We start from the raw sequence: 24,586 nt of genomic DNA on the forward strand, positions 1-24,586 counted from the left end.
CATTATTGTTCGGTCAAAATAATCGGCCCTTGACTCGTAATGGCAATCGTATGTTCATATTGAGCGGACAAACTGCCGTCATAAGTCCTTGCTGTCCATCCATCTTGATCTACTTTGGAATGGTATTTACCTACATTAAGCATCGGTTCAATCGTGAAGACCATGCCTTCTTTAATCCGCGGCCCTTTGCCTGCTGGTCCATAATGAGGCACTTGCGGCTCTTCATGCATTTCGGAGCCAATCCCGTGACCAATAAAATCTCTTACAACGGAAAAACCATGCGATTCAGCGTACACTTGGATGGCATGCGACACATCACCGATACGATTGCCGGGAACAGCTTGCTCAATTCCTTTGTATAAAGATTCTTTCGTTACTTTCAGCAATTTCTCGGCAACTGGAGAAATGTTACCCACCGCATAAGACCACGCGGAGTCTGCCAACCAACCATCTATACGTACAACCATGTCGATGGTTACAATATCGCCGTCATTCAGAGGCTCCTTCTTAGGAAAACCGTGACAGATCACGTCGTTGACGGATGCACAAGTGGCATATTGATAACCGTGATACCCTTTTTGCTCAGGAGTGGCCCCGTGCTTAGTCAGAAAGCCCTCTACGAATTGGTCGATTTCCCAGGAGGTTATACCAGGTCGAATTATCTTGGCAATTTCTTTATGGCAATCAGCCAGGATGCGACCCGCTCTGCCCATCTTTTCAATTTGTTCTTTTGATTTGATTGTGATCATCTTGCTCCACTCCTCTGGTGATATTCCCTAATTATTCATTATGTCCACTTTGCTGACCATAACTTCATTTCTTTTATTATTTGATGCAAATCCTGGCCTTTGGGTGTCAAAGTATACTCGACCGTAACAGGAACCGTAGGGTAAGCCATTCGTTCCAAAACCCCATGTTCCTCAAGGTGACGAAGGATATCCGTTAATGATTTAGGGCTGACTCCAGTTATCTGGCGCTGCAGCTCGCCGAAACGTTTCGTTCCGCAAAATAATTCGCGAAGCACGAGAAAAGCCCATTTTCCACCAATAACTTCAAGTGTTCTCTCAACCGAGCATTCGATTTCTTTGGGTACTTTAGGAACATAGTTGCTGAGTGGAGCGACTTTTTCATTCTCTAGGGTTGACATAAGACCGCTTCCTTTCAAATTGAATGTATGTAACTAACTTATATGTAAGTTAGTTACTTCCGTGTAATTAGTGCTCTTTGTGCTCACTACTATGTATTTTAAAGTTCGTTTAGTGAATTAGCAAGAAGTAAGGGATGACTTGGGGCAAAGGTTGATTTCGTGCCTTAGATTCTTTACAATAAGAAATAAAAATTAATGTTTCAGGAGATGTGTACATATGAACGTCAAAATTTCTCGTAATGCTGCTAAAGTACTTCATTTGGAGCTTGATAAAGAAGAAAACAAAGGATTATTGGTTCGCGTTCAAGTGACTCATTCGCACGGTGACCATGCTCACTATGGTTTGGGTCTTGACGATAAATCAGAAAATGACGTCCTTGTAAGCACAGATAAAGGTATTGACGTTATTCTAGATAAAAATGAGCCTTTGCTGGATGGCATCCGTATTGATTACTTCTACACACCAGAAGAAGGCTTCATGATTACGAACCCAAGCAAGGGGAATCACGGAGATCACTAATGCGCAATGATATTCGCATTTGTGATAAATGCAAACACATGAAAGTGAAGACTGCCCTTTCTAAGATAAGTGTCATTGCACCCGATGCTGAAGTCAAAGTTGCCTGCAAATCATATTGCGGTCCTTGTTCCCGATTTGCATTTATTTTTATTAATGGACGCTATGTGACAGCACCAACAGAAGACGAAGCGATTGAAAAGGCAAAAAAGTATGTAAAATGAGAAAAAGCATCCGCCCACTTTGGGGTTGGATGCTTTTTTACATTCAAAGAAATTAAGCATGAACTGCTGATTTCTCCAACAGCTTGCGAATTTGGCTGTCTATTTTGCTTGGTGAAGTGGTAGGGGAGAATCGTTTAATCACATTGCCTTGCTGATCAACTAAAAACTTTGTGAAATTCCATTTAATGCTTGAACCGAGAAGACCTGAAGCCTGCTTTTTCAGGTATTGGTAAAGCGGATGGGCGTCTGCGCCGTTCACATTGATTTTGGAGAACAACGGAAAGGTAACACCGAAATTAATTTGGCAAGCTTGCTCGACTTGAGTATCGTCGCCGGGTTCCTGGTCCTTAAATTGATTGCACGGAAATCCTAACACGCTAAAACCTTGTTCCTTATATGTGTCATGGAGCTCTTGAAGTCCTTTGAATTGAGGAGCAAAGCCGCACATCGTTGCGGTATTCACAATAAGCAGCACTTGACCTTGGTAATCAGCAAGAGACTTTTCTTCACCGCGGATTGTACGAACTGTAAATTGATGAACGTTCAAAAGGGCCGCCTCCTTTGTTTTATCTTACACAAATTAAATGTGTGCAATTTTAACGGATTTGAAAAGCTGTTTTTTTAGTTTACATTTTTTTCATATCCCTCTGACACTCCACGAATATATAAACATTATGCTTATCACAGTGAAAGTTTATTAGATGATGGAGGGTTTATATGAAAAGATTACTCAGAAGAAAACGACTGCTAATTGTACTTGCGGCCATTTGTGCCGTTTTTACAACAACTGTCGTATCCGCAGGACAAGCTACCTTGGAGGCTATTGCTGTAAAGTTTCAACTAACTTCCGGCGGGAAAACGCTTACGCTTGATAAAGATCCCGTTGTCATTAACGGTAGCACATATGTTTCTCTTCGTACCATTGGTGAAGCGCTTGGTAAACAAATCGAATGGAATGAATGGAATCAATCCATCACGCTTAAAGATATTCCTAAAGTGACTGGTAAATTTGAGTGGAAAAATGCTCCTGTGCTTGATAAAGGTATTCAAGAAGGCGGGTTCTCAGGTCTGGTTCACTTAGCTAAAGATGCTGCAGATACGTTCTATACGTTGGCAGATCGTGGACCCAACGGTGAAGTAGGTAAAGATAAACTTCGCACATTCCCGATCGATAACTACACGCCACGTATTTATAAATTCAAAATTACGAACGGAAACATTGAAATCTTGGAGACGATCAAACTCTCGCTTCCGGATGGCAAATTAGATAAAGTAAGCCATAGCAAATACATAACAGGACTGCCGAACTTGGTTGGAATTGATGAAGTACCGTATGATGAGAAAGGTGTTACGAAGCTGGCTTATGATCCGGATGGTCTTGATCTGGAAGGTATCGCATATAGCCCATCTGACGATACATTTTGGGTTTCAGATGAGTATCGCCCATCCATTCTTCAAGTGAAACGTGATGGCACGATACTAGGACGCTACGTCCCTAAAGGCGCTAAAGACAAGCTCGTTCAAGCCGGTGCTCAAACGCCAATTTTTGATACACTGCCTGAGGTTTACAATACGCGTATTTCCAACCGTGGATTCGAAGGGGTGACGATTTCCCCAGACGGTAAATTCTTGTATACGTCCATTCAAAGTCCAATGGCAAATCCGGATAAGAAAACAGGGGAGTCATCCAGAAATCTGCGTATCCTCAAAATGGACCTAGCCACGAAACAAATTGTGGGTGAGTATGTTTATGTGGCTGAGCAAGCTGGCATGTTCGTTAAAGTGAATCAAAAAGATATCGTGATCAGTGATCTCTCCGCACTATCCAGTGATGAGCTGCTTGTGGATGAGCGTGATAAGAATGCGGGTGCTGACGCACAGCTGAAACGAATTTACAAATCCGATTTCTCTAAGGCTACGAATATTTTAGGAAAAGATACAAGCAAAAACTTGGAAAGCCTATCCGTTCAGCAGCTCAAAGACCAAGGTATTCAACCAGTTAGCAAGGAATTAATTGTCGATATTGCTAAACTAGGATACCCGTATGAGAAGATTGAAGGCTTGACGGTTGTTGACAAAAATACAATTGCGATTGTTAACGACAATGACTTCGGTATTAGCTATGACGATAAAGGCGTATTAACACTAACAAGCGCGCCAACACAATTACAACTTATTCAAGTTTCAGACGACTTATCCACGAAATAAAGTAAACGAAAACCCAGTTCATCGAGGCGCTCTCCGTGGTCTGGGTTTTATTATTTAAACCATATCAGCGAGGGCTTTGTCTACGAAAGAATATTTAAACGTAAAGCCATGCTCTAATAATACGCGAGGGAGCACCTTCTGACCTTCCAAAAGCAGCGTAGATAACTCACCGAACATTATTTTTAAAATAAAAGCGGGAAGCGGGAAAAGATTAGGTCTCCGCATTGCTTTCGCTAAGGCCCGTCCAAACTCCTTATTCGTGACCGGATTCGGCGCTGTCGCATTAACAGGACCTAGAATCGCTTCATTCTGAATGCAAAAATCGATAAGCCTCACCATATCATCGATGTGAATCCAGGAGAGCCATTGCTTGCCGCTGCCTATGGGACCGCCAACACCAAGCTTATAAGGCAAGGCCATTTTTGGGAATGCGCCTTCCTTGCCATCTAGAACAAGGCCAACGCGGACTTTTACGATTCGTGTTCCCTGTATCTGATCAGCCGCGGCTTCCCACTGTTCGACTACCTTCGATAAGAAATCCACAGGGCGATGCGGACTTCGTTCGTCAAAGGTTTCGGTTTCTGAGGTCCCGTAAACGGACATTCCTGAAGCATTAACGACGACTTTCGGTTTCACATCCATGCGTTCTACAAGCTGAGCCACTTGCACAGCCGCTTTTAGACGAGACCCAACGATTCGTTCTTTGGCTGCAGCTGTCCAACGCTGATTTATCGACTCACCAGCTAAATTTACTATGGCATCCAGTCCTGCGAATGCGCTCGAATCCGTCTTTAGTTGATCCCAAGTGACGGTGCGTACATGCTCTATAACAGCTCTGGGTGAACGTGAAATATTGATGACTTCATGACCTTGCTGCTGCAAATGAGAAATCAATCGTTTGCCTATAAACCCGCTGCCGCCGGTGACTGCTACTTTCATCATTCAGCACCTCCTTTCTTTTATTATAGGGCCTATATACAATGTTTTCCAATCTGCGTTATTCTTCTCTTTACATTACTATGTTATATTGGAAATAGGGAGGGATGCCAAATGTTTCGTTTTTTATTCCGAAAATCACCCAAACCGTCCAAGAGAAGTCGCGTAGGCAAATCCAAACCGGACTTTCGAGCTTCAGATCTACCCCAAGGGCTTGGTTTGCTAGAAGGAGTTCCGTTAGAACGTATCGTTACTAAGCTGAATAGTGCACTTCCACTTGATTATGTAGAAAGACTCCAATATCGCGTAAAAGCTGGGAATCCTTCCATGTCCGATGACGAGTTTGCCTGTAAATGGTTCGAATTAAAGCGATTTTTCCTGATGAATCTCATTTTAAAAAGAACTCCGATGTTTAGCAGCGAAATCGATGAAATTTGGCATGAGATGCTGATGTTTACGAGAGAATATCAACGGTTCGGGGATCAATTCGCTGGTGGCGTTATTCATCATTCACCTGAACGTGAACCGAAGCAAATGCCGGGTGAACGTGCTTGGTTCGATTGGGTATATGCGCACTTGTTCGAGTTCGCTCCAACGAGTTCACGATGCTGGAACGGTTTTTTCCGCAATCCGCTGGATGAGGAACGTACAGATTTGCTTCGCAAAGCGAATGAAGAAGAAATCGCCGAGCAATGGTTCGATATGGAGCAGGCGAAGCGGTATCCAGAAGTTGCAGAGACGATCCGCGTACTAATCACGCAGGCGATTAAAGAAGCCAGACATTCAGTGAACAGTCGCAGGTTTGAGGACACAGGCTGGAAGGATTCACTAACAAACCCGAACAACATGGTGTATATGGCAGGAGCCATGATGTTCTTCTCCATTCAGGATAATGGTAACTATACAAGCGGGATGAACTCGCAGTGGCCTGAGGCTGGACTAGAATCGGAGAAATACAAGCAAAGCAGCTGTTCTTCATCGGGTTGTGGCGGCTATGGAAGCAATAACGACAGCTCAGGAGATCAAGGTAGTGGTAGCTCTAGCAGCTGCAGCTCCGGCTCGGGTTCTTCTTGCTCGTCAGGGTCGAGCTGCGGGTCTGGATGCGGCGGCAGTTAACGTAAGCTGCGGAAGCAGCATTCTGTTCGTAAAATCGCATGACCCCGACTGGGGTTCCGGGTAAAGCGGTGAATGGACACTAGGAACATGATGAAAACTTTCTTTTGGACACTCTCCGTCGGAGGGTGTCTTTTGTTGTGCGCCCAGCATGGGCGCTATCTACAGGTTTCAAGTCCTGAATGGCGAAGGCAGTAGTAGCCATTAGCTTAAGACAAGGGTGTCGCCCGCGAGGATGAATCTAAAGGAAGTCAGCGGCTCACAGATTCAAAACTAGAGCCAAATTGGAGACACATATCGTCATTTTTCGTGTATAATTGGAATTCGGTGTCGATTTCTTTGACCTTCGGTAAATTAAACAGCGATAGGAGTCATCTCTAATGAATCGATTGCGTGGTTTTCTAAATTCTTATCATCCCATTGTACATACGTTAATACTTGGAACCGTTATGGCTAGGGCCGCGTCCTCTATGAGTTTGCCGTTTCTCGCGATTTATTTAGCCAGACATACGTCGATGAGTGCGGTGATGATCGGAATTGTCATTGGGATGGGTTCTTTGGCTGGGACCGTAGGCGGTTTTATTGGGGGCACCTTATCGGACCGATTCGGAAGGCGCATTATCATGCTGGCGGCGCTTTTCGGCTGGGCGTTCGTGTTCTTAGGCTTCAGCATGGTTAAATTACCAATTCTGTTTATGCTGCTCAATATGCTGAACGGCTTGTGCCGATCCTTTTATGAGCCCGTGTCGCAGGCGTTGATGGCAGATCTCACAGAACCTGCGAAGCGACTTAAAGTATTTTCGATGCGGTATATGGCTATTAATCTTGGTGTTGCAGTCGGGCCACTTTTGGGTGCCTTTTTCGCTACGATGAACGGTGCGCTGCCTTTTCTCATCACAGGAATCATTTATTTTATTTATGCGGTCACTCTTTACGCACTGCTCATCGCTTTTGGCATCAAGAAAATCGAGGGTGAGAAGAAATCTTCGGTTACTTTCGGTTCTGCTGTGCGAGTGATTCGCAGTGATATGACTTTTCGCTTGTATATCTTTGGTGGCATTATTGGAGCTATCGGATACTCCCAGGTGATGGTGACACTTTCGCAATATTTGGAGCAGAGTTTTGTCGATGGCGTGAAAATGTTTGCGATCTTGATGAGTGTGAATGCGATTGTGGTCATTGTCATGCAGATTCCACTTACTCGGTTGGCCGAAAAGTACACGCCAGTCGCTGCAATTGTAATTGGCAACCTAATGTTTGCGTTAGGGGATGTCGGCTTTGCATTTTCCCACTCGCTGGTATGGCTAATTATTTCGATGGGTATTTTCACCCTTGGCGAGATTCTAAATTACCCCGCTGCTAATATGTTGATTGACAAATTAGCTCCCGAGCATATGCGTGGCACCTATTTTGGCGCTCAAACATTAACGAACATAGGCCACTTTATTGGACCCTGGGTAGGTGGGTTCTTGCTCGTTTCTTATGGTGGAGATACGTTATATGTTCTTATGGCTGTTCTTACAATTGCGGGATCCATTTTCTACTGGAGAGGCTCAATTCGTCAAATGATGGCGAAAAATACGTCGAAAAAAGAATTTTTTTGAAAAATAATGCAAAATTAGTTCTTAGGAACTATTCGATTTCAAAACGACTTCCCGTATCCTTGAGAGTGTACATATTTATTACTCTTAGTTCTTCAGATATGTAGCAAGACATCTCGACAAAGGCAAAGCTGGCGAAAGCCAGTGACGCAAAGCTAAAGGGGCTTCCTTGTCCTGCAAACCGGACTCGCAGCCAGCCAGCCGCCGAACGATTGGGTATCAACATCAGAACCCCTCCGATCGGTTCACTATGGTGGGGTTTTTCTCTGTCATAACAAATTCATGTAAAAATAAAAGGAGGATCCAGCAGCATGCAATCAGAAGGAATACAACAAGAAGAACAAAAAGTGACTTCACTATGTGGTAATCATGTTGCCCGTTTGGTGCCTTCCTCGGATGGACCAAAGCTCATGATTAATCGGGAAGAATACGCGTTAAATGAAAATTGTTGGGATGTTGAAATGTTTCACGGGAGAAACAATAGCATCTTGATTTTCTACTGGAAGGGCGAGGTTAAACTTTCTGTGAAAATGCCGCCGATGTCGCAAATTGAAGCATTTTTGACAAGGCTTTATCAATGTTTATCATCCAAATTAAGAACGGTACAGCCTATCTAGGCGTACCGTTTTTTTATTACCAGCTGTAAGGGATTTATAAAGACAAAATGATTGTCACAAATTGACACAAGCTGATATAATGATTGTGGATTTTAGTAGTGCTTTGGAACTATTATTAGGGGGATACATGCATGAGATTAATCACTCGTTCGGATTTTGATGGATTAGTATGCGCGATGCTTTTCAAAAAGATTTAAACATGGTGGATGAAATGAAATTCGTCCATCCCAAAGATATGCAGGACGGTTTGATAGAGGTTTCGGAAAACGATATTTTGGCCAATGTCCCTTATGTAGCGGCTTGTGGCTTGTGGTTCGATCATCATTCCAGTGAACTTGAGCGGATGGGCGAAAAGATTGAATTCAAAGGGGAAACCCGTATCGCGCCAAGTGCGGCACGTGTTGTTTATGATTACTATGGAGGGCCTGAGACCTTCGGTGATATCGATGATATTATGCGTGGGGTAGATAAAGCGGATTCGGCGCAGTTCAGCAAAGAAGATATTTTGAACCCAAGCGGATGGGATTTATTATCTTTTATCATGGATGCTCGAACGGGTTTAGGCCGTTATCGCGATTATCGGATTAGTAATTATCAATTGATGGAAGATCTTGTGGAGCACTGTGCAACGATGTCCGTTCATGAGATTATGGAATTACCAGATGTGAAAGAGCGTGTTTCGCGATATTTTGAGTTAGATGCCTTATATCGTGATATGCTTCAAACCTATACGCGGACGGAAGGCAATGTTATTATTACCGACCTTCGTGATGTGGAAACCATCTATCCAGGGAACCGTTTCATGGTGTATGCCCTTTATCCGGAGCAAAATATCTCGATTTGGGTCGTCGATGGCCGAAATAAACAAAACTGCGTCTTTGCTTGTGGTCACAGCATTGTGAATCGCTCGTCCAAAACGAATATTGGCAATTTGATGCTCCAAAATGGTGGAGGCGGTCATCATGCAGCTGGTACTTGCCAAGTTGACTATGTGCACGCTGAGGAAGTTTTGAAGAAAATTGTTGAAACGATGAGAACAGACGGATAAAATAAGTGAAACGGACCGCAGGATGGGGAGTTCCCGGAAAGCGGTTTTTCACGAAATGGGGACAGGGGGCAATGGAGTGGAGTTAGAACAAATTCATCATGTGGCGATCATCAGCTCCAATTATGAGCGATCGAAACACTTCTATGTCGACTTACTTGGATTAACAGTCATACACGAAACATATCGTGCAGAACGTGACTCCTATAAGTTGGATCTACGCATCGGGAAGACCGAGCAGCAGATCGAGTTGTTTTCATTTCCGAATCCTCCGCTGCGAGTTAACCAGCCTGAGGCAAGGGGTCTTAGGCATCTGGCTTTTGTCGTGCCGAATATGGAACAAAGCGTTAAGGAACTTGAGAGCAAGGGGATTGCGGTAGAACCGGTAAGGATTGATCCTATTACCGGTGACCAATATACTTTTTTTGCAGATCCGGATGGTCTGCCCTTGGAGTTGGTGGAACATGCGAAATGATCGCCAAGAAAGGACAGAACAGGAGCCGAAGCTGAGGTTTGCCAAAGGCTGCCTATGGAGTATTCTTGTGTCCATTCCCATATGGGCGTTATTGATTTGGTTTTTGTTTATAAAATAAAATCCCTCATTAGCTTGGTCTGACCGCTGCATGCATGCAGTTCGGTCGGATGAGCCGTTGAGGGATTTTTATTTTTCCACATAAGAAAGTATAAGTTTTCGGAACCCGAAAACCGCTTTCTTATTGGCGATAAAACCTAATATAGGGATCTTTGGTCGGAGACCAAAGTCTCTCCGCATATAGGGATCTTTGGTAGTAGACCAAAGTCTCTCCTCGCTAAACGCGGTCGCACATCCCTGATTGGCCTCGATAGAGGTTTTCTCACTTGTCCGTTTGTCTGCGCGGTGGCAATGGTCCAAGATACTGGAACAGGTTACATTCGATCCGACCATTAAATAGTTTGCGCTTCTTATCCGCGCGGCGGTTCATATAGTGCTCGAGCTGTGTGCTCGGGCTTAAGATGAACATGCTCCATGAAGGCATGGGAGCGGTGAGTGCACCGAGCTGGCGCAGCGCCACCTCTACATCTTGCGCTTCACCAAGCCGCTCTCCATAAGGAGGGTTGGTGATCAAGCAGCCGTAGTCTCCGCGTGGGCGGGCTTTAGCTACTGGTTCCACGAGCAGCTTGAACTGCTTCGTCAAGCCGGCGGCTTTCGCGGCAGCCTCTGCGACTTCGATGGCAGAGGGATCAATGTCACTGCCAATGATGTTCAGCGGAACATCATCTTTAACCGCGTCGAAGGCCTCGTCGCGAGCCTTGTCCCACAGCTTGCGGGGGATATTGCCCCACGCCTCGCTAGGGAAGCTGCGCCGCAGTCCTGGCGCGATGTTCCATCCGATCATAGCAGCCTCGATCGGAATCGTTCCAGACCCGCAGAACGGGTCGTAGAGCGGTCTGTCGACCTTCCAGCGGCTCAGGAGGATCATCGCAGCCGCCATGGTTTCCTTGAGCGGCGCTTCGGTCACGAGCTTGCGGTAGCCACGCTTGTGTAAGCTGGCGCCGGTAGTGTCGATCGTTAGCGTTGCGATATCGTTCAGGAGTGCGATTTCGATCACGTAGCGTGCTCCGTTCTCAGGGAACCACTCCGTTCCGTAGCGAAGCTTCAGCTTCTCCACGACGGCTTTTTTCACAATTCCTTGGCAAGCGGGAACGCTAGATAATTGTGACTTATGGGAACGCCCTTCCACAGGGAATTCGGCATCGTTCGGAATCCAGTCCGGCCAAGCAAGCGCTTTGGCGCCTTCGAAAAGCTCATCGAAAGTCACGGCCTTAAATTGGCCCATGAGTACCAAGATGCGATCGGCGGTTCTGAGCCAAAGATTGGTGCGGCAGATGGCCAGCTCATCGCCAAGAAATCGGACACGGCCATTCTCGACAGTCACCTCGTTGTAGCCAAGATCACGGATTTCGCGAGCAACGATGGCCTCAAGTCCCATTGGGCAAGTTGCGATTAGTTCAATTTGTTGTGGCATGTTTAGATTCCTTCCATCCGGGTTGTACATCGCTCAATAAACTCATACAATTAACAAGTATAGGACAAATAGGTTACACTTACAAACGGAACACGCAAAGTGGATACTTTGATGATTTTTCTAAGGAGGATAAAACATGGAAACCATAACAGCCGAGAGCTATATGGAGGGTTTATACGAAGAAGATACCGTTCTAGAGCGAGTTAAGGAAGTCATACGCACCCATAATATGCCTGAAATATCGATAGCACCAGGATACGGCAGATTGCTCACTATGCTGGTCACGATGATAGGCGCAACGAAGGTGTTGGAAGTAGGTGCTTTGGGCGGTTATAGCGGGATTTGTTTGGCGAGAGGCTTGAAAGAGGGCGGCAAGCTGATTTCGCTTGAGTTAAAACAAGAATTTGCTGATGTAGCCAAGCAAAATGTGACCGAAGCGGGCCTTGGCGAGCTCGTTGAGTACCGGATTGGCGAAGCACTCATTCATCTGAATGAGCTTCTTGAGCAGGGAGAGCGATTTGATTTCTTTTTTATCGATGCAGACAAGGTGAATTATCCGAATTATTTGGAGCTCGCAATTAAACTGGCGAATCCTGGCGCCATTATTGCGGGGGATAACACACTGATGCGAGGAAAAGTTGTCGATGCGAACCAAACCAAAGCCTCAGTTCAGGCGATGCGTACTTTCAATCAATTGATCGCCACTGATCCGCGTTTGGAAAGCACCATCCTGCCAGCTTATGATGGCTTGGCTTTAGCACGAGTGAAGTAATAAAAAGAGGGTGTCCCAAAAGCCATGATAGTCTTGGTGTGTAGGACACTCCAGATCGTTAGAAAAAGTGAATATTTGAATGAAAAAGGAGCTAAGCGGCTTGTACGTGCTTAGCTCCTTTATTTTTAGCGTCCATCGCTGCTTTCTTCAGCAAGTTATGGGCAAGCGAAAGCCACCCGACCTCTAGACTTACTTTGGGTAAGCCTCGAAGCAGGAATCTTTTGAATCCGCGGTTGTTCTTGATGTCACCAAACACAGGCTCTGGCTCAATCATACGCCGTACTGCTAGCGCGTAACCTTCTTCGCTACGGAGTTTGTTGCGCGCTTGGTTCTTTAATCGCAAGTAGTTCATGCTTACTTTAACTTCGCGATTACCTTGGGCTTTCGTACACTGTGGTTTCAGCGGGCAACCTTCACAGCTTGCACTCCGGTAATGGCGGTACTCGATTTCATATCCACTCTCCGTTTTCTCTTTGCTTGCTCTGCGGAAAATGAGGGGTTGTCCTGTCGCACATGTCCACGTATCTTGTTCTTCGTCATAGGTCCAGTTGTCGATTTTACTAATATCCTTTTGCCACGCTTTGTTTTTCTCACGGTGATAGGTGCTATATTTGACGATGGCTTCGACTTCATTTTGCTCTAAATAGTCGTAGTTCTCTTCGCCGCCATATCCCGCATCAGCGATGATCGTGCTCGGCAGCTTGCCTAGTTGCGATTTTACTTTTTCAAGATGAGGGATGAGGCAGCGTGTATCGGTAGGCCGTTGGTGTACGCTGTAGCCGAGGATAAATTGATTTTCAGTGCCGATCTGTACATTGTAACCCGGCTTAAGTTGGCCGTTTCGCATATGATCTTCTTTCATCCGCATGAACGTAGCATCTTTGTCGGTCTTACTGTAGCTATTCCGACTCCCTAAAATTTCTTCATGTGTTTCATACTTTTGAAGTCGAGGAAGAAGATCTTTTCGAAGTGTGCGCACGGCTTTCTTTAGCGACTTGTCCTTCGGGTTTTCCTGCAGTCTTTCTTCCAATTGTTTGACAGCGATCTCTAATTTTTCACTTGTGATCTTAGACGCTCCGCCCAGTTCGCTTAGGTCTTGGCCAACATGCATCTGCTCTTCTTGCTTCTCAGCTTCTTCGATCGTGGCAAACAGCGTCTGCACTTTCTCCTGAAGCTTGGCCTTATGCTTCACAACCGCTTTACCCCAAACAAAGGTATACCGATTGGCATTCGCTTCAATTTTAGTACCGTCAACAAAATAGTGCTCTAGTTGAACGTACTTCTCGTCGGCCAAAAATTGAAGAACCGCGGTAAATACGGTCTCCAGCAGGGCTTTCATCCGTTCAGAACGAAAACGGTTAATGGTGCGGAAGTCGGGTCGTTGTCTGCCTGCAATCCACATGAACATGACGTTTTCGCGGACAGCCTTGGCGATCTGTCGGGAGGAGTAAATACGCTGGGTGTAGGCATAAATGATCACTTTTGTTAGCATCTTAGGGTGATAGCTATCTCTTCCGCCTCCAGGGTAAGCTGCGTCGAAAATGACGTCATCCAGTTGATTCACGGCGGCGTTTACAATGCGAACGAGGTGATTTTGAGGAATATCTTCCTCCAAGTCCATTGGCAGGCAAAGTTGATCCATGGTATATTGAATGTACAAAGAAACCGTCTCCTTTTGTAAGTGGTTGGGTGGTACCTCCATTTTACCAAAGAACGGTTTCTTTTTGTTTACAAAATGAGAGGATGCCCCTCAGTCATTTTATGACTTTTGGGACACCCTCTTTCATTGGTTTAAGATGCTTTTTGATCTGGTATATGGAAGTCAGACTCGCTTAATTTGCCAGGAGTAATTGGTTTGATTTGCGTTAACGGAGGCACTGGTTGTGATGTGGTACTAGGGTGAGTGACTTCTTGCTTCTTGAAAGAAATAGCATTGATGCCGTTCCAATAGATAAATAATAACTCTGCACATACGACGATCAAAACAATTTTACGCCAGTTCAGCCTCATGGATAGATCCTCACTTTCAATGATACGCCTATATTATCATATTGTGGAAGAAATTCCCATGATTATTTCTCACTCTTCATTTATGAACCAGACCTGTAGTAATCTCTAGTTCATATCGTTGACTTTCTGGCATTTGCGCAGCGTAAGCCAAGCGAACAGCAAATTCAATATCATAAGGTACGCGTACGAATTGAATCGCAAATCCAGCTTGCACATTGCTATCGGTTTCCCCCTCTAAAACACAGTAGCAGGCTTGCGGAATACCGTCATAGGGTGTTCCCACACTACCAACATTGAAGAGCATCAGACCGCTGCTCGCGTGCTTCACAGGGCATTTCTCCGATGGGTTTTTGATCGTTATGAGATAGGGAATATGAATGTCTCCGTAGCCGACAATATCAGGCTGTTTCCCATCCGTCGACGCACCTGTCATCTCCGTATTTTGAAACATCGCGAGACGCTCTTCCTTGGATGCTTTACGTTTCACTCTATGATAAACACTTTGTGCAGAAGCGTGGAACAGTCGGAACAATTTGCCGCTTACATTCAAATCAACGGAGAAAGGCAGCTGTTTCAAATAAGTGAGCCGATCCTTACCAAGCTGCTGCTGATGCCACAATCCGGCAGTCTGCTCCTGCGGGAGGGTAATCCCCAAATCCCAGTTTCCTTGAACAACGGATTCACATACCTCCTTGATACGGTCAACGACAGCAGCGGAATCAGGCCCTTTACCCACAAGGTCGCCCAAACAAATAAGGCGTTTAATGCCTCGGCGTTCAATATCTAAAAGCACAGCTTCCAGTGCGGGTAAGTTACCATGAATATCCGATATGATTGCGATTTTCTCCAACGTTTTCGTTCCCTTTCTCTGATAAACTCAAATGAACTTCATTATGCTTCTGTTATACCACAAGGATGATGAATCTGAAAATGAGAGTCTCTTACTATTACCCAACGAGGGTTTCTTCTGCTATAATTTGTAGGGGGAAAGGGGAATGTTTTGATTGGAATCCAGACAAGATCGTCACCGTAAACCGAAAAAAGAACGCATTGCAAACAAGAAGACCCCGCTTAAAGCAATTGGGGGACTCACGCTTGCCGCAGCAGCCTGTTTTGCTATTGGCATAGGCGCTTCCTATTGGACATCGAACAGTAAATCAGCAGAAGAGCAAGATTCAGCATCCTCACCAGTGGCTAGTGTTTCGCCTGTTCCAACCAAACCAACGAATACAGAAAGTACAGCTAGTGCGGAGCCAAGCGCAAAGCCTAGCCCAGAGTCTACGGCAAAGGCCGTTATCCCGACTCCTGCTCCTATCGCATCGAGTAAGCCCACGAGCAGTGGCGGGCAAGTGAAGTTAACTTTTGTGGGTGATGTGTTGATGGCCTCCAAAGTGGAAGATATTTTAAAACAAAAAGGCTATGATTACCCTTATACAAATGTAAAAGACTTTCTGAGCACGCCCGATTATACGATTGCTAATCTAGAAACACCCATAACAACTAGAGGGACAGTTCAAAGTAAGGATTACGTCTATCGTTCTTCACCGATGGCGTTACCTGCCCTGAAAGCTTCTGGCATTGATCTCGTTAATCTAGCGAATAACCACGTGATGGATTATGGGACAGAAGGTTTACTGGACACGATGGATGCCCTTGATCAAGAGGGCGTTAAGCGAGTTGGAGCGGGCAAAGATTTGGAAGAAGCTTACCGACCAGTCATCGTGGAAAAAGCGGGTGTGAAGATTGCTTTCTTCGGCTTCAGCCGTGTCGTTCCAGAGGCTTCGTGGAAAGCAGGTCCTGGCCATGCAGGCGTAGCTGAAACGTATAGCTACAAGCTGCCAGTCGAAGCCATTCAGAAAGCAAAAGAAAGCGCTGATCTGGTTGTTGTCGTTGCCCATTGGGGAGTGGAAAGAAGCGATAATCCGGATAAGAATCAGAAAGACCTGGCCCATCGCTACATCGATGCTGGCGCTGATCTCATCGTAGGCGGTCACCCACATGTCTTACAAGGCTTTGAGCAATACAAAGGCAAATGGATTGCCTATAGTCTAGGCAATTTCATTTTTACAACGAATGATAACCCAAAGACTTGGGAGACGGTTATCCTAGAGGCTTCATGTTCTAAGGATAAACAATGCGATATCCACCTTGTGCCAATTTTGACCAAAGCAGCTCTGCCGACTCCGATGAGTACGGAAGATGGTGCAAAGCTCTTTCAGCGTTTGAGTAAAATCTCAATAGGCGCTCAAGTGGACGCGCAAGGAAATGTTAGCAAGAAATAAGATGAGGAGCAATTAACATGACAGATGCTGTTCGCAATATTTACTGCGTAGGTCGCAACTACCGGGCACATGCCGCTGAACTGGGGAATGATGTTCCCGATCAACCCATGATTTTTACCAAGCCGACACATGCACTCACCCCTCTAAATGGGGGAGAGTTGACGCTTCCCGGTGATCAAGGTGAGATTCACTATGAAGCCGAGCTTGTCTTACATATCGCTAAGCCTTATACAGAAGGCATCCAAGTGGATGAGATTGTCGACAAGTATGCACTCGGCATTGACTTCACACTTCGGGATGTTCAGAACGTCATTAAGAAGAAAGGTCAGCCATGGCTGCCTGCCAAAGGCTTTCTGAAGTCTGCACCAATCAGTACATTCCGACCATTTCCTGGAGCTTCAAAGCTGACAGAAGCGAACTTCCAGCTTCGTCAGAATGGACAGGTTGTGCAGAACGGCAATATCAGTAATATGATCTTCGATCTTCAAACCATCATTGATTACATTGCAAAACATTATGGTTTAGGTGCTGGCGATATCATCTACACAGGTACTCCTGAAGGGGTAGGTCCTGTACATCAGGGTGATCGCTTGGAGCTAATATGGGGCGAAGAATTATTCGGAGCTGTTACGATTAACATGTAACAGATTAAAGGGCAGTCTCTTAAGGTCATTGATGACCTGAGAGAACTGCCCTTTATTTTTCCTTGATCATACTTCTGTTGGATCCTCTAAAGCAGCATCCGAATATAGATCTCGAACCCGAAGGATGTCTGGCAACTGTTGGAAAAATGAATCAACCACTTTGGGGTCGAAATGCTCGCCCCGCTCCTCTTTAAACAAATGCAAGATCCGATCGAGCTCCCAAGCTTTTTTGTAAACACGCTCACTGCCGAGTGCATCGAATACGTCAGCAATCGCTGTAATTCGGCCATAGATGTGAATGTCCTCACCTTTGATTCCGCGTGGGTATCCGCGCCCGTTCCATTTCTCATGATGCTCATAAGCGACAACAGCAGCCGTCTTCAGAATATGGCGATTGGAGTTTTTGAGCAAGTTATAGCCAATACGTGTATGGTTCTGCATCAATTTGAATTCTTCATCCGTTAATTTCCCTGGTTTGTTTAAGACACTATCAGGGATAGCTACCTTACCGATATCATGCATGGGAGAAGCCATTTTCAACAATTCAGCTTCTTCTTGATTCATACCTAATCCTAAGGCTAAGAGATAAGAATATTCCGCTACACGCTTCACATGATTTCCTGTCTCCTTGGACCTGCTCTCACCAATTTCCCCCATTCGAAAAATAATTTCCTTCTGCGTTTCCTCGATCTCATTCGTAAGCAAAGCAGATTCTAAGGACTTACCCGCGTAGGAGGAAGCTAACGTTAAATATTCCATGTCTTTATCTGAAAATTGCTCACTTGCCGTTAGCTTATTAATGGCTTGGTAAGCACCTATAATTTCACCTTGGCTGTTTCGGAACGGAATAACCAAGAGCGCTTTGGTGCGGTAACCCGTTTGTTGGTCCGTTCGAAGAGCTCCATTCATGAGATAGGACTTATACTCTTCATTCGAATAAGCGTCATGAATAAATACAGCTTTATCATTCGTTACAGCATAGCCGACAAGACCAGCCGTACTAGGTATGCGAATTTCATCGAGACCATGAGCTACTTTGGACCATAACTCATTTTTGTTCGTATCAAGCAACCAGACCGTACATCGATCAGAGACAATCATTTCTCGTCCCATATCGGCCATCAGCATAAGTACATTGTCTAGGATTCGTTCGTTAGCAATTTTGGCTGCATAGTCAAAGATGACGCGCAGCATCTCCTGAGGATCCAGGTCTCTTTTTAACTGGGAATTTATATCGAATTGTTCGTTTTCCATGTCAGCCTCCTAACATTCACCGAACTTAGTTTATCATAAATTTCATAGAAATTGGTTACATCTTGTCGAGTTAACTGAAAATTAAGATGAATTTGTCGATCTTAACGAAAGGATTGTAAACATACAGCCTCGAATACGACTATGATACAATAAGAGATATTTGAACGGTTTATAAGCGGAGAGACTTTGGTCTCCGACCAAAGATCCCTATATATTGTATGGAAAGAAGAATAGGAGTGCTGCATGTGGAGTGGATTTGGGGTTTAGCGGGAAGCTTGATCATCGCAGGTGCGGCCTATTGGAAGGGTTCCTTATCCTTATCGGGCTTGGCTGCTGCTATGCTGCTCGGTACGTCGATGTTTGCACTGGGAAACTTAGCTTGGTTTGGGACACTTATCGCCTTCTTCATATCTTCTACCTTATTATCTAAACTCAAGCATCAACGTAAATCTACAGCAGAAAGCGGTTATGCCAAAGGTGGAAGACGCGATGCCGGACAAGTTGCTGCAAATGGCGGTCTCGGTTTATTGCTATGTATAGGGAATGCGGTTTGGCCCGATCCAGCTTGGTGGATTGTATTTGTTGGGGTTATGGCAACGGTCAATGCAGACACTTGGGCTACGGAAATCGGTGGAATGAGTTTATCTACACCGCGTTCAATTATTAACGGCAAGCGTGTTCCGGCTGGCACATCGGGTGGTGTAACGGGATTAGGACTGCTGGCTTCATTGCTGGGAGGAGCATTCATTGGTTTGGTTAGTGGATGGTTCAGTCAGATGATTGAGTTAGAGTATGAGGGAGGGGCAATTGCAGTACTATTCATACTGGGTGCTGTTTCTGGTTTGATTGGTTCGTTGGCAGATTCTTGGCTAGGAGCGACGTTTCAAGTGATGTATCGGTGTAACGTTTGCGGGAAAACCATCGAGAAACAGTTTCATTGTGGCCAGAAAGCCGTACAGATTCGCGGTATGAGATGGATGACAAATGATATGGTCAATGCCGTATCCTCGCTAGTCGGAGGCATTATGTGCTTAGCATTAAGTGTTTGGATAAATCCTCTGTTTTAAAATAACTACAAAACAACCCTACTGCAATCTGTGCAGCAGGGTTGTTTTTGTATGCTTAATGAACCGTTGAACCACTTGGTTCAGATTGGTCTTTATCATTCGCCGGTTGCGGGGGAGCTGGGGGGAATAAGGCATCCTGTAGCTGCTTTTCCAAATGGCGAACTGTACGCTGCAGCTTGTATTGACGTACCATTCCGAAGAGGCCGACAATCAGACCGCCTAACAAGGTGGATGTTAAAATGACAAGGATTAAGGGTGTGGATGTCTGAGCAAACATGAAATTTACTTGAACCGGTTCGACATTAATGACGGCAAAAACTGCCGTTATGAGGGCGAATATTAAAGCAGATATGAGAATCCATTGCATCTTCATCCATCAGTCATCCTTTCACCTGAGAAAAGGTTGAAGGCGTACGCCCTCAACCTTTATCAGAACAATTACTTCGTTAACTCTTCCATTTGATCAAGTAGGGAGCTGAAGACACTCATCGCTTGCTTGATTGGTTCCGGTGTGGACATGTCTACGCCGGCCTTTTTCAAGATGTTAAGTGAGTAGTCGCTGCCGCCGCTTTTTAAGAAGCCCAAGTAACGGTCTACGGCAGGCTGGCCTTCATCCAGAATTTGCTTCGCAAAGCTGGTTGCTGCCGAGAAGCCCGTTGCATATTTGTACACATAGAAGCTGTTGTAAAAATGAGGAATTCTAGCCCATTCCATCTCGATATCCTGATCCACGACCATGGCATCCCCATGGTACAGCTTATTCAAGCCATAGTAGATTTCGCTGAATTCCTGTGGAGTCAGGGAATCTCCGTTTTCTGATTTCTCGTGGGTAATCATTTCGAATTCAGCAAACATTGTCTGACGGAATACCGTTGTTCTGAACTGATCCGCGTAGTAAGTTAGCAAATAAAGCTTTTCTTTCGGATCCGTTACGCGTTTCAATAAATAGTCCATGAGCAGTGCCTCATTAAGCGTAGAAGCGACTTCAGCAAGGAAAATCGTATACTGCGCATAACGGTACTCTTGGTTCTCATCGGACAAATACGAATGAATGGCGTGACCCATTTCGTGTGTCAATGTGAACATGCTGTTCAAGTTGTCCTTATGATTCAGAAGCACGTAAGGATGTGTGCCATAGGCACCCCAGCTATAAGCGCCGTTCCGCTTATTTTTGTTCTCATAGACATCGATCCAATGGTTATCGAAGCCGTCTTGAAGAATTTTTAAATAGTTTTCGCCCAGTGGGGCTAAACTTTTCATAATTTCTTCTTTGGCTTGCTGGTAAGTGATGTCCATCTTGAACTCTTCAACCAGCGGGGCAAATAGGTCGTACATATGTAATTCATCGACTTTAAGCAGCTTCTTGCGGAGCTTCAGGTAACGCTGCAGCTGCGGCAAAGAATCGTGAATAGTAGAAATTAAGTTCGTGTACACTTCTTTCTTAATATTGTCCCCAAACAGGGTGGATTCAAGAACGGAAGGATAGTGACGAGCCTTGGCATAGAAGATATTCTTATTAATATTCGCGCTAAGCGTTGCGCCAATTGTATTCTTATTGTTGCGATAAGTTTCGTAGACAGCATGGAAGGCATTTTTTCGAACTTCGGCGTTGCGGCTCTCTAGGAATTGAATGTAACTTCCATGCGTAAGTTCGACTTCTTCGCCTTTTTCGTTCTTAATTTTCGGGAATTTCAAATCAGCATTGTTCAGCATACCGAAGATGGTGCTTGGCGCTCCAGCCATGTTACCCGCTTGGGCAAGCAGGGCTTCCTGATCCTTGGATAGGGTATGCGGCTTCTGGCGAATCATTTCTTCGAGTGTGTCCTTATAGAAAGATAAAGAAGGATCTTCCACCAGCTGCTTAAGCTTTTCATCCGATAAACTGAGAATTTCTGGTGAAACAAAGGAGAGCGCTTCTCCTACTTCGACACTAATTTTTTTTGCTTTATCAGATAAGGCCTGGTAGGTTGGTTCTGCTGTATCTTCATGGTGCTTCATGTTGGCATAAACATACAGTCTTTCTGTTTTCACAGAGACTTCATCCTCCAACTGGAAACACTGCTTTACCGTTGCGGGATCGCTTAGTTTTCCTTGGAAGGCGCTGATTTTGCCAAGCGAGTTTTTCACATCCTGAAATTCCTGTTCCCAAGCCTTCTGATCGGCAAATAAATCCTCCAGATTCCATCGGTGCTCGGCCGGTACTTGCTTGCGTTCCAATATTTGAGTCATCGGAGCCCTCCTGTCCTTGTTTTGAGATTGGGGTAATCGGCTATCTCTTGCGTGTAATTCGACTGCAGGGATCGAGCTTAGAAGCAGTCCCATTGCCGCAGTCACATAAATCCAGCGCATTACGGTCACGCTCCCGGCATATTCCCACATGGGATGTGTTTGATAAAATCCCATAACATGGTTTTCACCTAGTATGACCGTTAATCCACTCATTTATGATTATATGAAAAAGCTGGAAGGAAGTAAATTTACATTCCGGCTCCAAAGAAGCTAATTAAGATTAGTACAAACGATAACGAGACCATAACAATCGCCAGTAAGGCTAAGTAACGTTTCATTTGTGCCGGAAGGCTGTCTTTTTTCATAATCAAAATGATGGCAAGGCAGAAGGATACGAGTACAAATGTGATGATAGATCCGGAATCGGTCATTGTTGAATCATCCTTATCCCTATAGAGTATGACACTTGCTAACTAACGCATGATACTAACTTTCGCTGTGCAAATGAAAACTCCTTTTTCAGCCAGCATGCTGCATCGTTTCATCCGGATTTTCATCATCCTCCGCTTTGACCAGTATGAACTTGCCGCGAGAATCCATTTTGACGGTAAACCGATCTTCAGCAGCAATCTGTGCCTCATCGCTTAATTCCTTAGGAAGTGTAAGCTGACCGCTGTCCCCAACTTCGACCTGGTAGCCAATCATTTTCGACCATTTGCCTGCTGCAAGCACTACTACGATGAGTAAACCAATGAACAACCATTTGCCAAGCGGATTTGAGTTGAAATAAGGGGCAAGGAAACTCTCACCGGTAATCATTTTACCAGCTGTTAATACGAGCACACCTGCACCGATATATAGGATCGACGGATACTTCTCAATCCATTTGATGAACAGCGTACTGCCCCAAACAACGATAGGTACACTAACCAGAAGCCCGATAATTACAAGTAAAAAATTTCCATGAGCAGCACCGGCTACAGCAATGACATTATCGAGACCCATCACGGCATCAGCAATAATAATCGTTCGAATGGCTGCCCAGATGCCGTCTTTGACCTTAATATGATCGTGATTTTTCTTTTCACTAAGCAGTTTATACGAAATCCAAAGGAGAAGAATACCGCCGATCAGTAGAAGACCAGGGATTTTCAGAAGAGTAACGACGACCATTGTTGCCAGAGCACGAATAACGATGGCGCCAACCGTACCCAAGAGGATAACTTTCTTTTGTGTTTCTTTTTTCAAATTACGTGCAGCCATACCGATAACGATCGCGTTATCCCCCGCAAGTACCAAATCAATGAGAATAATGCTGAGTAGTGAGACGAAGAAACCTGATGATAACCAATCCATGAGCGAACACTCCCTTTAGCGTATTTTTTGAAAAAAATAGAGCCTAGCACCGGTGACCGGTGAAGGCTCTAATTCATCAAAAAAGACCTTCACCAATAAACATGGCAAAGGTCTTGCTAACAACGTTTGTCGTTGCCAATAAAGCCGGGACCTGATGAGGATCCGAATTGACGACTTTACTGTATCAGCTACTCCCCTTTGGAGTGATACGTATGAACTTATAACTTAATTATAAGAAGGGTGGATGTGAAAGTCAAGGCATTTGGACCAAAGAATTAAACTTCTTTGAAAGCATCCATGATAGCTTGCCATTCTTCATCCGTACCTTGGAACTTGTCCTTAGCAAACCGCTCACTAGCCCAGTGCAACATAGCTGGTCGTCCGATGAAGGTATGACACTCTTCGCCCCATTGATCGGTTATTTCGGTGAGAACGATTTTACTGCCCTGTACCTCGACATTCAGCATGTTCCATTTATCTTTTTTGTAAATAACGTGTTTCTTAAAAGGTTGATTTGACACTTGTTTTCCTCGTTTCTGCATTGAGCTCAAAGATATAAGCAATCGTACCACAAAAAGTGGCGATTTCCAAACAAGCAGCTGTCAATTTCTTGTTGCCTCCAATCACGGTCCCATGATAAAATCCTCCTAATCCTTTCCATAGGGAATGGGTTATGAGGCAGTTAGGCAAGGCCAAGAGTTGAGCAGAGGAGAGATGAGCATGGAACAAAAGCGTGTTTATGAGCAGGTTGGGGTTGCGATGACCTCAAGATCGTACGCAGAATATGAGAAAATGTTTATGTTGCAGACCGAAAATTTAATGGGTAAGCGAGTTTTAGATGTTGCAGGCGGTGCATCTTCCTTTACGGTAGAGGCGCGGCAGCTAGGTATATTTTCAGAAGCGGTTGATCCTTTGTATGAGAAATCTGCTGAGGCGATCGCGGAGCATGGTCTGCAAGAGATTGAGCTTGTTGCAGCCAAAATGGAAAAGTTAGTAGATGTGTATGATTGGACGTATTATGGTTCTGTTGACAAACACAAAGCTGGACGTGTCAAAGGCCTTAAGCAGTTTGTAAATGATTTCTCGAGTAAAGATGCAGCTTCCAGGTATCATGCAGCTTGTCTTCCTTCACTTCCATTTGCAGAAGCGAGCTTTGACCTTGTTTTATGCAGTCATTTTCTCTTTCTATATGAAGAACAATTCGACTACGCTTTTCATCGGGCAGCCGTTAAGGAACTGCTTCGTGCCTGTAAGCCTGGTGGCGAAGTGCGTATTTATCCGTTATTGAATTTTCGGCAAGTCGAATATGGCAAGCTCTCAGAATTAATAAATGAGCTCACAAATGAAGGTTGTTTGGTCCAAAAAAGAGAAGCGAGACTGCCTTTTTTGCCGAATTCTCATCAATATTTATGCATAATTAAACACCCTTCTACATAGTGGAAAACGTTGGTACATCAACTAATATTAGCTTATCCACAGCGTTTTTTTCGTTGATTTATAACCTTGATAATGGTATAATTTCCTTATTCGTCATAGATGGCGATATTTTTAGGAGGTT

General features: G+C 44.8%; 27 protein-coding genes and 1 riboswitch. Of the genes, 13 read left to right on the forward strand and 14 right to left on the reverse strand.

The window, feature by feature from the left end; all coding sequences use genetic code 11:
• Positions 1-2 precede the first annotated feature (2 nt).
• Positions 3-749: a type I methionyl aminopeptidase gene (gene map / locus QFZ80_RS04865; protein WP_307557540.1), complete on the reverse strand. Its 747-nt coding sequence runs from the start codon at positions 747-749 to the stop codon at positions 3-5.
• Positions 750-787: 38 nt separating this feature from the next.
• Positions 788-1,147, reverse strand: a complete 360-nt coding sequence (locus QFZ80_RS04870; protein ID WP_029199371.1) for a winged helix-turn-helix transcriptional regulator — start codon at positions 1,145-1,147, stop codon at positions 788-790.
• A gap of 217 nt (positions 1,148-1,364) precedes the next feature.
• Here QFZ80_RS04870 and QFZ80_RS04875 point away from each other — a divergent pair, with 217 nt between their 5' ends.
• Complete coding sequence (locus QFZ80_RS04875; protein ID WP_307557542.1) at positions 1,365-1,667, forward strand: iron-sulfur cluster assembly accessory protein; 303 nt, start codon at positions 1,365-1,367, stop codon at positions 1,665-1,667.
• Positions 1,667-1,888 (forward strand): YuzB family protein, encoded by a 222-nt coding sequence (locus tag QFZ80_RS04880; RefSeq protein WP_307440352.1) that lies wholly within the window; start codon positions 1,667-1,669, stop codon positions 1,886-1,888. The genes QFZ80_RS04875 and QFZ80_RS04880 overlap by 1 nt, the downstream gene beginning before the upstream one ends.
• A 52-nt stretch (positions 1,889-1,940) precedes the next feature.
• Here the strand turns inward: QFZ80_RS04880 and QFZ80_RS04885 are convergent, their stop codons facing one another.
• Positions 1,941-2,435: a glutathione peroxidase gene (locus tag QFZ80_RS04885; RefSeq protein ID WP_307557544.1), complete on the reverse strand. Its 495-nt coding sequence runs from the start codon at positions 2,433-2,435 to the stop codon at positions 1,941-1,943.
• Positions 2,436-2,605: 170 nt separating this feature from the next.
• On the opposite strand from QFZ80_RS04885, the gene QFZ80_RS04890 reads away from it, so the two are divergent.
• Positions 2,606-4,096, forward strand: coding sequence for an esterase-like activity of phytase family protein (locus QFZ80_RS04890; RefSeq protein WP_307557546.1), 1,491 nt, complete (start codon positions 2,606-2,608; stop codon positions 4,094-4,096).
• 54 nt (positions 4,097-4,150) lie between these two features.
• Here the strand turns inward: QFZ80_RS04890 and QFZ80_RS04895 are convergent, their stop codons facing one another.
• The gene (locus QFZ80_RS04895; RefSeq protein ID WP_307564029.1) at positions 4,151-5,035 is read right to left on the reverse strand and encodes a TIGR01777 family oxidoreductase; all 885 of its coding nucleotides are present in this window, start codon (positions 5,033-5,035) and stop codon (positions 4,151-4,153) included.
• A 111-nt stretch (positions 5,036-5,146) separates the two neighbouring features.
• Here QFZ80_RS04895 and QFZ80_RS04900 point away from each other — a divergent pair, with 111 nt between their 5' ends.
• The 5 genes from QFZ80_RS04900 to gloA2 all read left to right on the forward strand — a co-directional run bounded on the left by QFZ80_RS04900 (position 5,147) and on the right by gloA2 (position 9,883).
• Complete coding sequence (locus tag QFZ80_RS04900) at positions 5,147-6,148, forward strand: glycine-rich domain-containing protein (RefSeq protein WP_307557548.1); 1,002 nt, start codon at positions 5,147-5,149, stop codon at positions 6,146-6,148.
• Between the two features lie 377 nt (positions 6,149-6,525).
• Positions 6,526-7,749 carry an MDR family MFS transporter gene (locus QFZ80_RS04905; protein WP_307557550.1) on the forward strand — a complete coding sequence of 408 codons (1,224 nt, stop codon included), beginning with the start codon at positions 6,526-6,528 and terminating at the stop codon, positions 7,747-7,749.
• A gap of 111 nt (positions 7,750-7,860) precedes the next feature.
• A riboswitch (cyclic di-GMP riboswitch) is annotated at positions 7,861-7,955 on the forward strand.
• 102 nt (positions 7,956-8,057) lie between these two features.
• The gene (locus QFZ80_RS04910; RefSeq protein WP_307548358.1) at positions 8,058-8,363 is read left to right on the forward strand and encodes a hypothetical protein; all 306 of its coding nucleotides are present in this window, start codon (positions 8,058-8,060) and stop codon (positions 8,361-8,363) included.
• A 169-nt stretch (positions 8,364-8,532) separates the two neighbouring features.
• On the forward strand, positions 8,533-9,411 hold the full coding sequence (locus QFZ80_RS04915; RefSeq protein ID WP_307557552.1) for an exopolyphosphatase: 879 nt from the start codon (positions 8,533-8,535) through the stop codon (positions 9,409-9,411).
• Between the two features lie 76 nt (positions 9,412-9,487).
• Entirely contained in the window at positions 9,488-9,883 is a 396-nt protein-coding gene (gene gloA2, locus QFZ80_RS04920) for an SMU1112c/YaeR family gloxylase I-like metalloprotein (protein WP_171690071.1), read from the forward strand.
• A 379-nt stretch (positions 9,884-10,262) separates the two neighbouring features.
• Here the strand turns inward: gloA2 and QFZ80_RS04925 are convergent, their stop codons facing one another.
• On the reverse strand, positions 10,263-11,414 hold the full coding sequence (locus QFZ80_RS04925) for a THUMP domain-containing class I SAM-dependent RNA methyltransferase (RefSeq protein ID WP_307548352.1): 1,152 nt from the start codon (positions 11,412-11,414) through the stop codon (positions 10,263-10,265).
• Between the two features lie 136 nt (positions 11,415-11,550).
• Between QFZ80_RS04925 and QFZ80_RS04930 the strand changes: the two genes are divergently transcribed.
• The gene (locus QFZ80_RS04930; protein ID WP_307548349.1) at positions 11,551-12,186 is read left to right on the forward strand and encodes an O-methyltransferase; all 636 of its coding nucleotides are present in this window, start codon (positions 11,551-11,553) and stop codon (positions 12,184-12,186) included.
• 91 nt (positions 12,187-12,277) lie between these two features.
• On the opposite strand, the gene QFZ80_RS04935 is transcribed toward QFZ80_RS04930, so the two are convergent.
• From QFZ80_RS04935 to QFZ80_RS04945, 3 genes are all read right to left on the reverse strand, one after another.
• Positions 12,278-13,846 (reverse strand): IS1182 family transposase, encoded by a 1,569-nt coding sequence (locus QFZ80_RS04935; protein ID WP_307557555.1) that lies wholly within the window; start codon positions 13,844-13,846, stop codon positions 12,278-12,280.
• Between the two features lie 131 nt (positions 13,847-13,977).
• Positions 13,978-14,196, reverse strand: a complete 219-nt coding sequence (locus tag QFZ80_RS04940; protein ID WP_307557558.1) for a hypothetical protein — start codon at positions 14,194-14,196, stop codon at positions 13,978-13,980.
• A gap of 76 nt (positions 14,197-14,272) precedes the next feature.
• Complete coding sequence (locus QFZ80_RS04945) at positions 14,273-15,046, reverse strand: metallophosphoesterase family protein (RefSeq protein ID WP_307557560.1); 774 nt, start codon at positions 15,044-15,046, stop codon at positions 14,273-14,275.
• Positions 15,047-15,200: 154 nt separating this feature from the next.
• On the opposite strand from QFZ80_RS04945, the gene QFZ80_RS04950 reads away from it, so the two are divergent.
• Together QFZ80_RS04950 and QFZ80_RS04955 are read left to right on the forward strand one after the other, a co-directional pair.
• Complete coding sequence (locus QFZ80_RS04950) at positions 15,201-16,478, forward strand: CapA family protein (protein WP_307548345.1); 1,278 nt, start codon at positions 15,201-15,203, stop codon at positions 16,476-16,478.
• Between the two features lie 17 nt (positions 16,479-16,495).
• Entirely contained in the window at positions 16,496-17,122 is a 627-nt protein-coding gene (locus QFZ80_RS04955; protein ID WP_307548343.1) for a fumarylacetoacetate hydrolase family protein, read from the forward strand.
• A gap of 66 nt (positions 17,123-17,188) precedes the next feature.
• On the opposite strand, the gene QFZ80_RS04960 is transcribed toward QFZ80_RS04955, so the two are convergent.
• Positions 17,189-18,376 carry an HD domain-containing phosphohydrolase gene (locus QFZ80_RS04960; RefSeq protein WP_307557563.1) on the reverse strand — a complete coding sequence of 396 codons (1,188 nt, stop codon included), beginning with the start codon at positions 18,374-18,376 and terminating at the stop codon, positions 17,189-17,191.
• A 245-nt stretch (positions 18,377-18,621) separates the two neighbouring features.
• Between QFZ80_RS04960 and QFZ80_RS04965 the strand changes: the two genes are divergently transcribed.
• The gene (locus QFZ80_RS04965; protein ID WP_307548338.1) at positions 18,622-19,443 is read left to right on the forward strand and encodes a DUF92 domain-containing protein; all 822 of its coding nucleotides are present in this window, start codon (positions 18,622-18,624) and stop codon (positions 19,441-19,443) included.
• Positions 19,444-19,498: 55 nt separating this feature from the next.
• Here QFZ80_RS04965 and QFZ80_RS04970 read toward each other — a convergent pair whose 3' ends face one another.
• The 5 genes from QFZ80_RS04970 to QFZ80_RS04990 form a co-directional block, all read right to left on the reverse strand.
• Entirely contained in the window at positions 19,499-19,816 is a 318-nt protein-coding gene (locus tag QFZ80_RS04970; RefSeq protein WP_307548336.1) for a LapA family protein, read from the reverse strand.
• 65 nt (positions 19,817-19,881) lie between these two features.
• Positions 19,882-21,672, reverse strand: a complete 1,791-nt coding sequence (gene pepF, locus QFZ80_RS04975; RefSeq protein ID WP_307555669.1) for an oligoendopeptidase F — start codon at positions 21,670-21,672, stop codon at positions 19,882-19,884.
• 248 nt (positions 21,673-21,920) lie between these two features.
• Positions 21,921-22,103, reverse strand: a complete 183-nt coding sequence (locus QFZ80_RS04980) for a hypothetical protein (protein WP_307548333.1) — start codon at positions 22,101-22,103, stop codon at positions 21,921-21,923.
• 88 nt (positions 22,104-22,191) lie between these two features.
• Entirely contained in the window at positions 22,192-23,028 is an 837-nt protein-coding gene (locus tag QFZ80_RS04985) for a TerC family protein (protein WP_307548332.1), read from the reverse strand.
• A 275-nt stretch (positions 23,029-23,303) separates the two neighbouring features.
• On the reverse strand, positions 23,304-23,495 hold the full coding sequence (locus tag QFZ80_RS04990) for a hypothetical protein (protein WP_307449492.1): 192 nt from the start codon (positions 23,493-23,495) through the stop codon (positions 23,304-23,306).
• A 253-nt stretch (positions 23,496-23,748) separates the two neighbouring features.
• Here QFZ80_RS04990 and QFZ80_RS04995 point away from each other — a divergent pair, with 253 nt between their 5' ends.
• Entirely contained in the window at positions 23,749-24,465 is a 717-nt protein-coding gene (locus QFZ80_RS04995; RefSeq protein ID WP_307557565.1) for a class I SAM-dependent methyltransferase, read from the forward strand.
• Positions 24,466-24,586: the final 121 nt, after the last annotated feature.

Origin of the sequence: Paenibacillus sp. V4I7 (genome assembly GCF_030817275.1) — a bacterium.
In the GTDB taxonomy this organism is placed as follows: Bacteria; Bacillota; Bacilli; order Paenibacillales; family NBRC-103111; genus Paenibacillus_E.

Excerpts from the sequence above, each read along its gene's own strand:
- map (WP_307557540.1), bottom strand. The coding sequence starts at position 749 with ATGATCACAATCAAATCAAAAGAACAAATTGAAAAGATGGGCAGAGCG.
- QFZ80_RS04870 (WP_029199371.1), bottom strand. The coding sequence starts at position 1,147 with ATGTCAACCCTAGAGAATGAAAAAGTCGCTCCACTCAGCAACTATGTT.
- QFZ80_RS04875 (WP_307557542.1), top strand. The coding sequence starts at position 1,365 with ATGAACGTCAAAATTTCTCGTAATGCTGCTAAAGTACTTCATTTGGAG.
- QFZ80_RS04880 (WP_307440352.1), top strand. The coding sequence starts at position 1,667 with ATGCGCAATGATATTCGCATTTGTGATAAATGCAAACACATGAAAGTG.
- QFZ80_RS04890 (WP_307557546.1), top strand. The coding sequence starts at position 2,606 with ATGAAAAGATTACTCAGAAGAAAACGACTGCTAATTGTACTTGCGGCC.
- QFZ80_RS04895 (WP_307564029.1), bottom strand. The coding sequence starts at position 5,035 with ATGAAAGTAGCAGTCACCGGCGGCAGCGGGTTTATAGGCAAACGATTG.
- QFZ80_RS04900 (WP_307557548.1), top strand. The coding sequence starts at position 5,147 with ATGTTTCGTTTTTTATTCCGAAAATCACCCAAACCGTCCAAGAGAAGT.
- QFZ80_RS04905 (WP_307557550.1), top strand. The coding sequence starts at position 6,526 with ATGAATCGATTGCGTGGTTTTCTAAATTCTTATCATCCCATTGTACAT.
- QFZ80_RS04910 (WP_307548358.1), top strand. The coding sequence starts at position 8,058 with ATGCAATCAGAAGGAATACAACAAGAAGAACAAAAAGTGACTTCACTA.
- QFZ80_RS04915 (WP_307557552.1), top strand. The coding sequence starts at position 8,533 with ATGCGCGATGCTTTTCAAAAAGATTTAAACATGGTGGATGAAATGAAA.
- QFZ80_RS04925 (WP_307548352.1), bottom strand. The coding sequence starts at position 11,414 with ATGCCACAACAAATTGAACTAATCGCAACTTGCCCAATGGGACTTGAG.
- QFZ80_RS04930 (WP_307548349.1), top strand. The coding sequence starts at position 11,551 with ATGGAAACCATAACAGCCGAGAGCTATATGGAGGGTTTATACGAAGAA.
- QFZ80_RS04940 (WP_307557558.1), bottom strand. The coding sequence starts at position 14,196 with ATGAGGCTGAACTGGCGTAAAATTGTTTTGATCGTCGTATGTGCAGAG.
- QFZ80_RS04955 (WP_307548343.1), top strand. The coding sequence starts at position 16,496 with ATGACAGATGCTGTTCGCAATATTTACTGCGTAGGTCGCAACTACCGG.
- QFZ80_RS04960 (WP_307557563.1), bottom strand. The coding sequence starts at position 18,376 with ATGGAAAACGAACAATTCGATATAAATTCCCAGTTAAAAAGAGACCTG.
- QFZ80_RS04970 (WP_307548336.1), bottom strand. The coding sequence starts at position 19,816 with ATGAAGATGCAATGGATTCTCATATCTGCTTTAATATTCGCCCTCATA.
- pepF (WP_307555669.1), bottom strand. The coding sequence starts at position 21,672 with ATGACTCAAATATTGGAACGCAAGCAAGTACCGGCCGAGCACCGATGG.
- QFZ80_RS04980 (WP_307548333.1), bottom strand. The coding sequence starts at position 22,103 with ATGACCGATTCCGGATCTATCATCACATTTGTACTCGTATCCTTCTGC.
- QFZ80_RS04985 (WP_307548332.1), bottom strand. The coding sequence starts at position 23,028 with ATGGATTGGTTATCATCAGGTTTCTTCGTCTCACTACTCAGCATTATT.
- QFZ80_RS04990 (WP_307449492.1), bottom strand. The coding sequence starts at position 23,495 with ATGCTGAATGTCGAGGTACAGGGCAGTAAAATCGTTCTCACCGAAATA.
- QFZ80_RS04995 (WP_307557565.1), top strand. The coding sequence starts at position 23,749 with ATGGAACAAAAGCGTGTTTATGAGCAGGTTGGGGTTGCGATGACCTCA.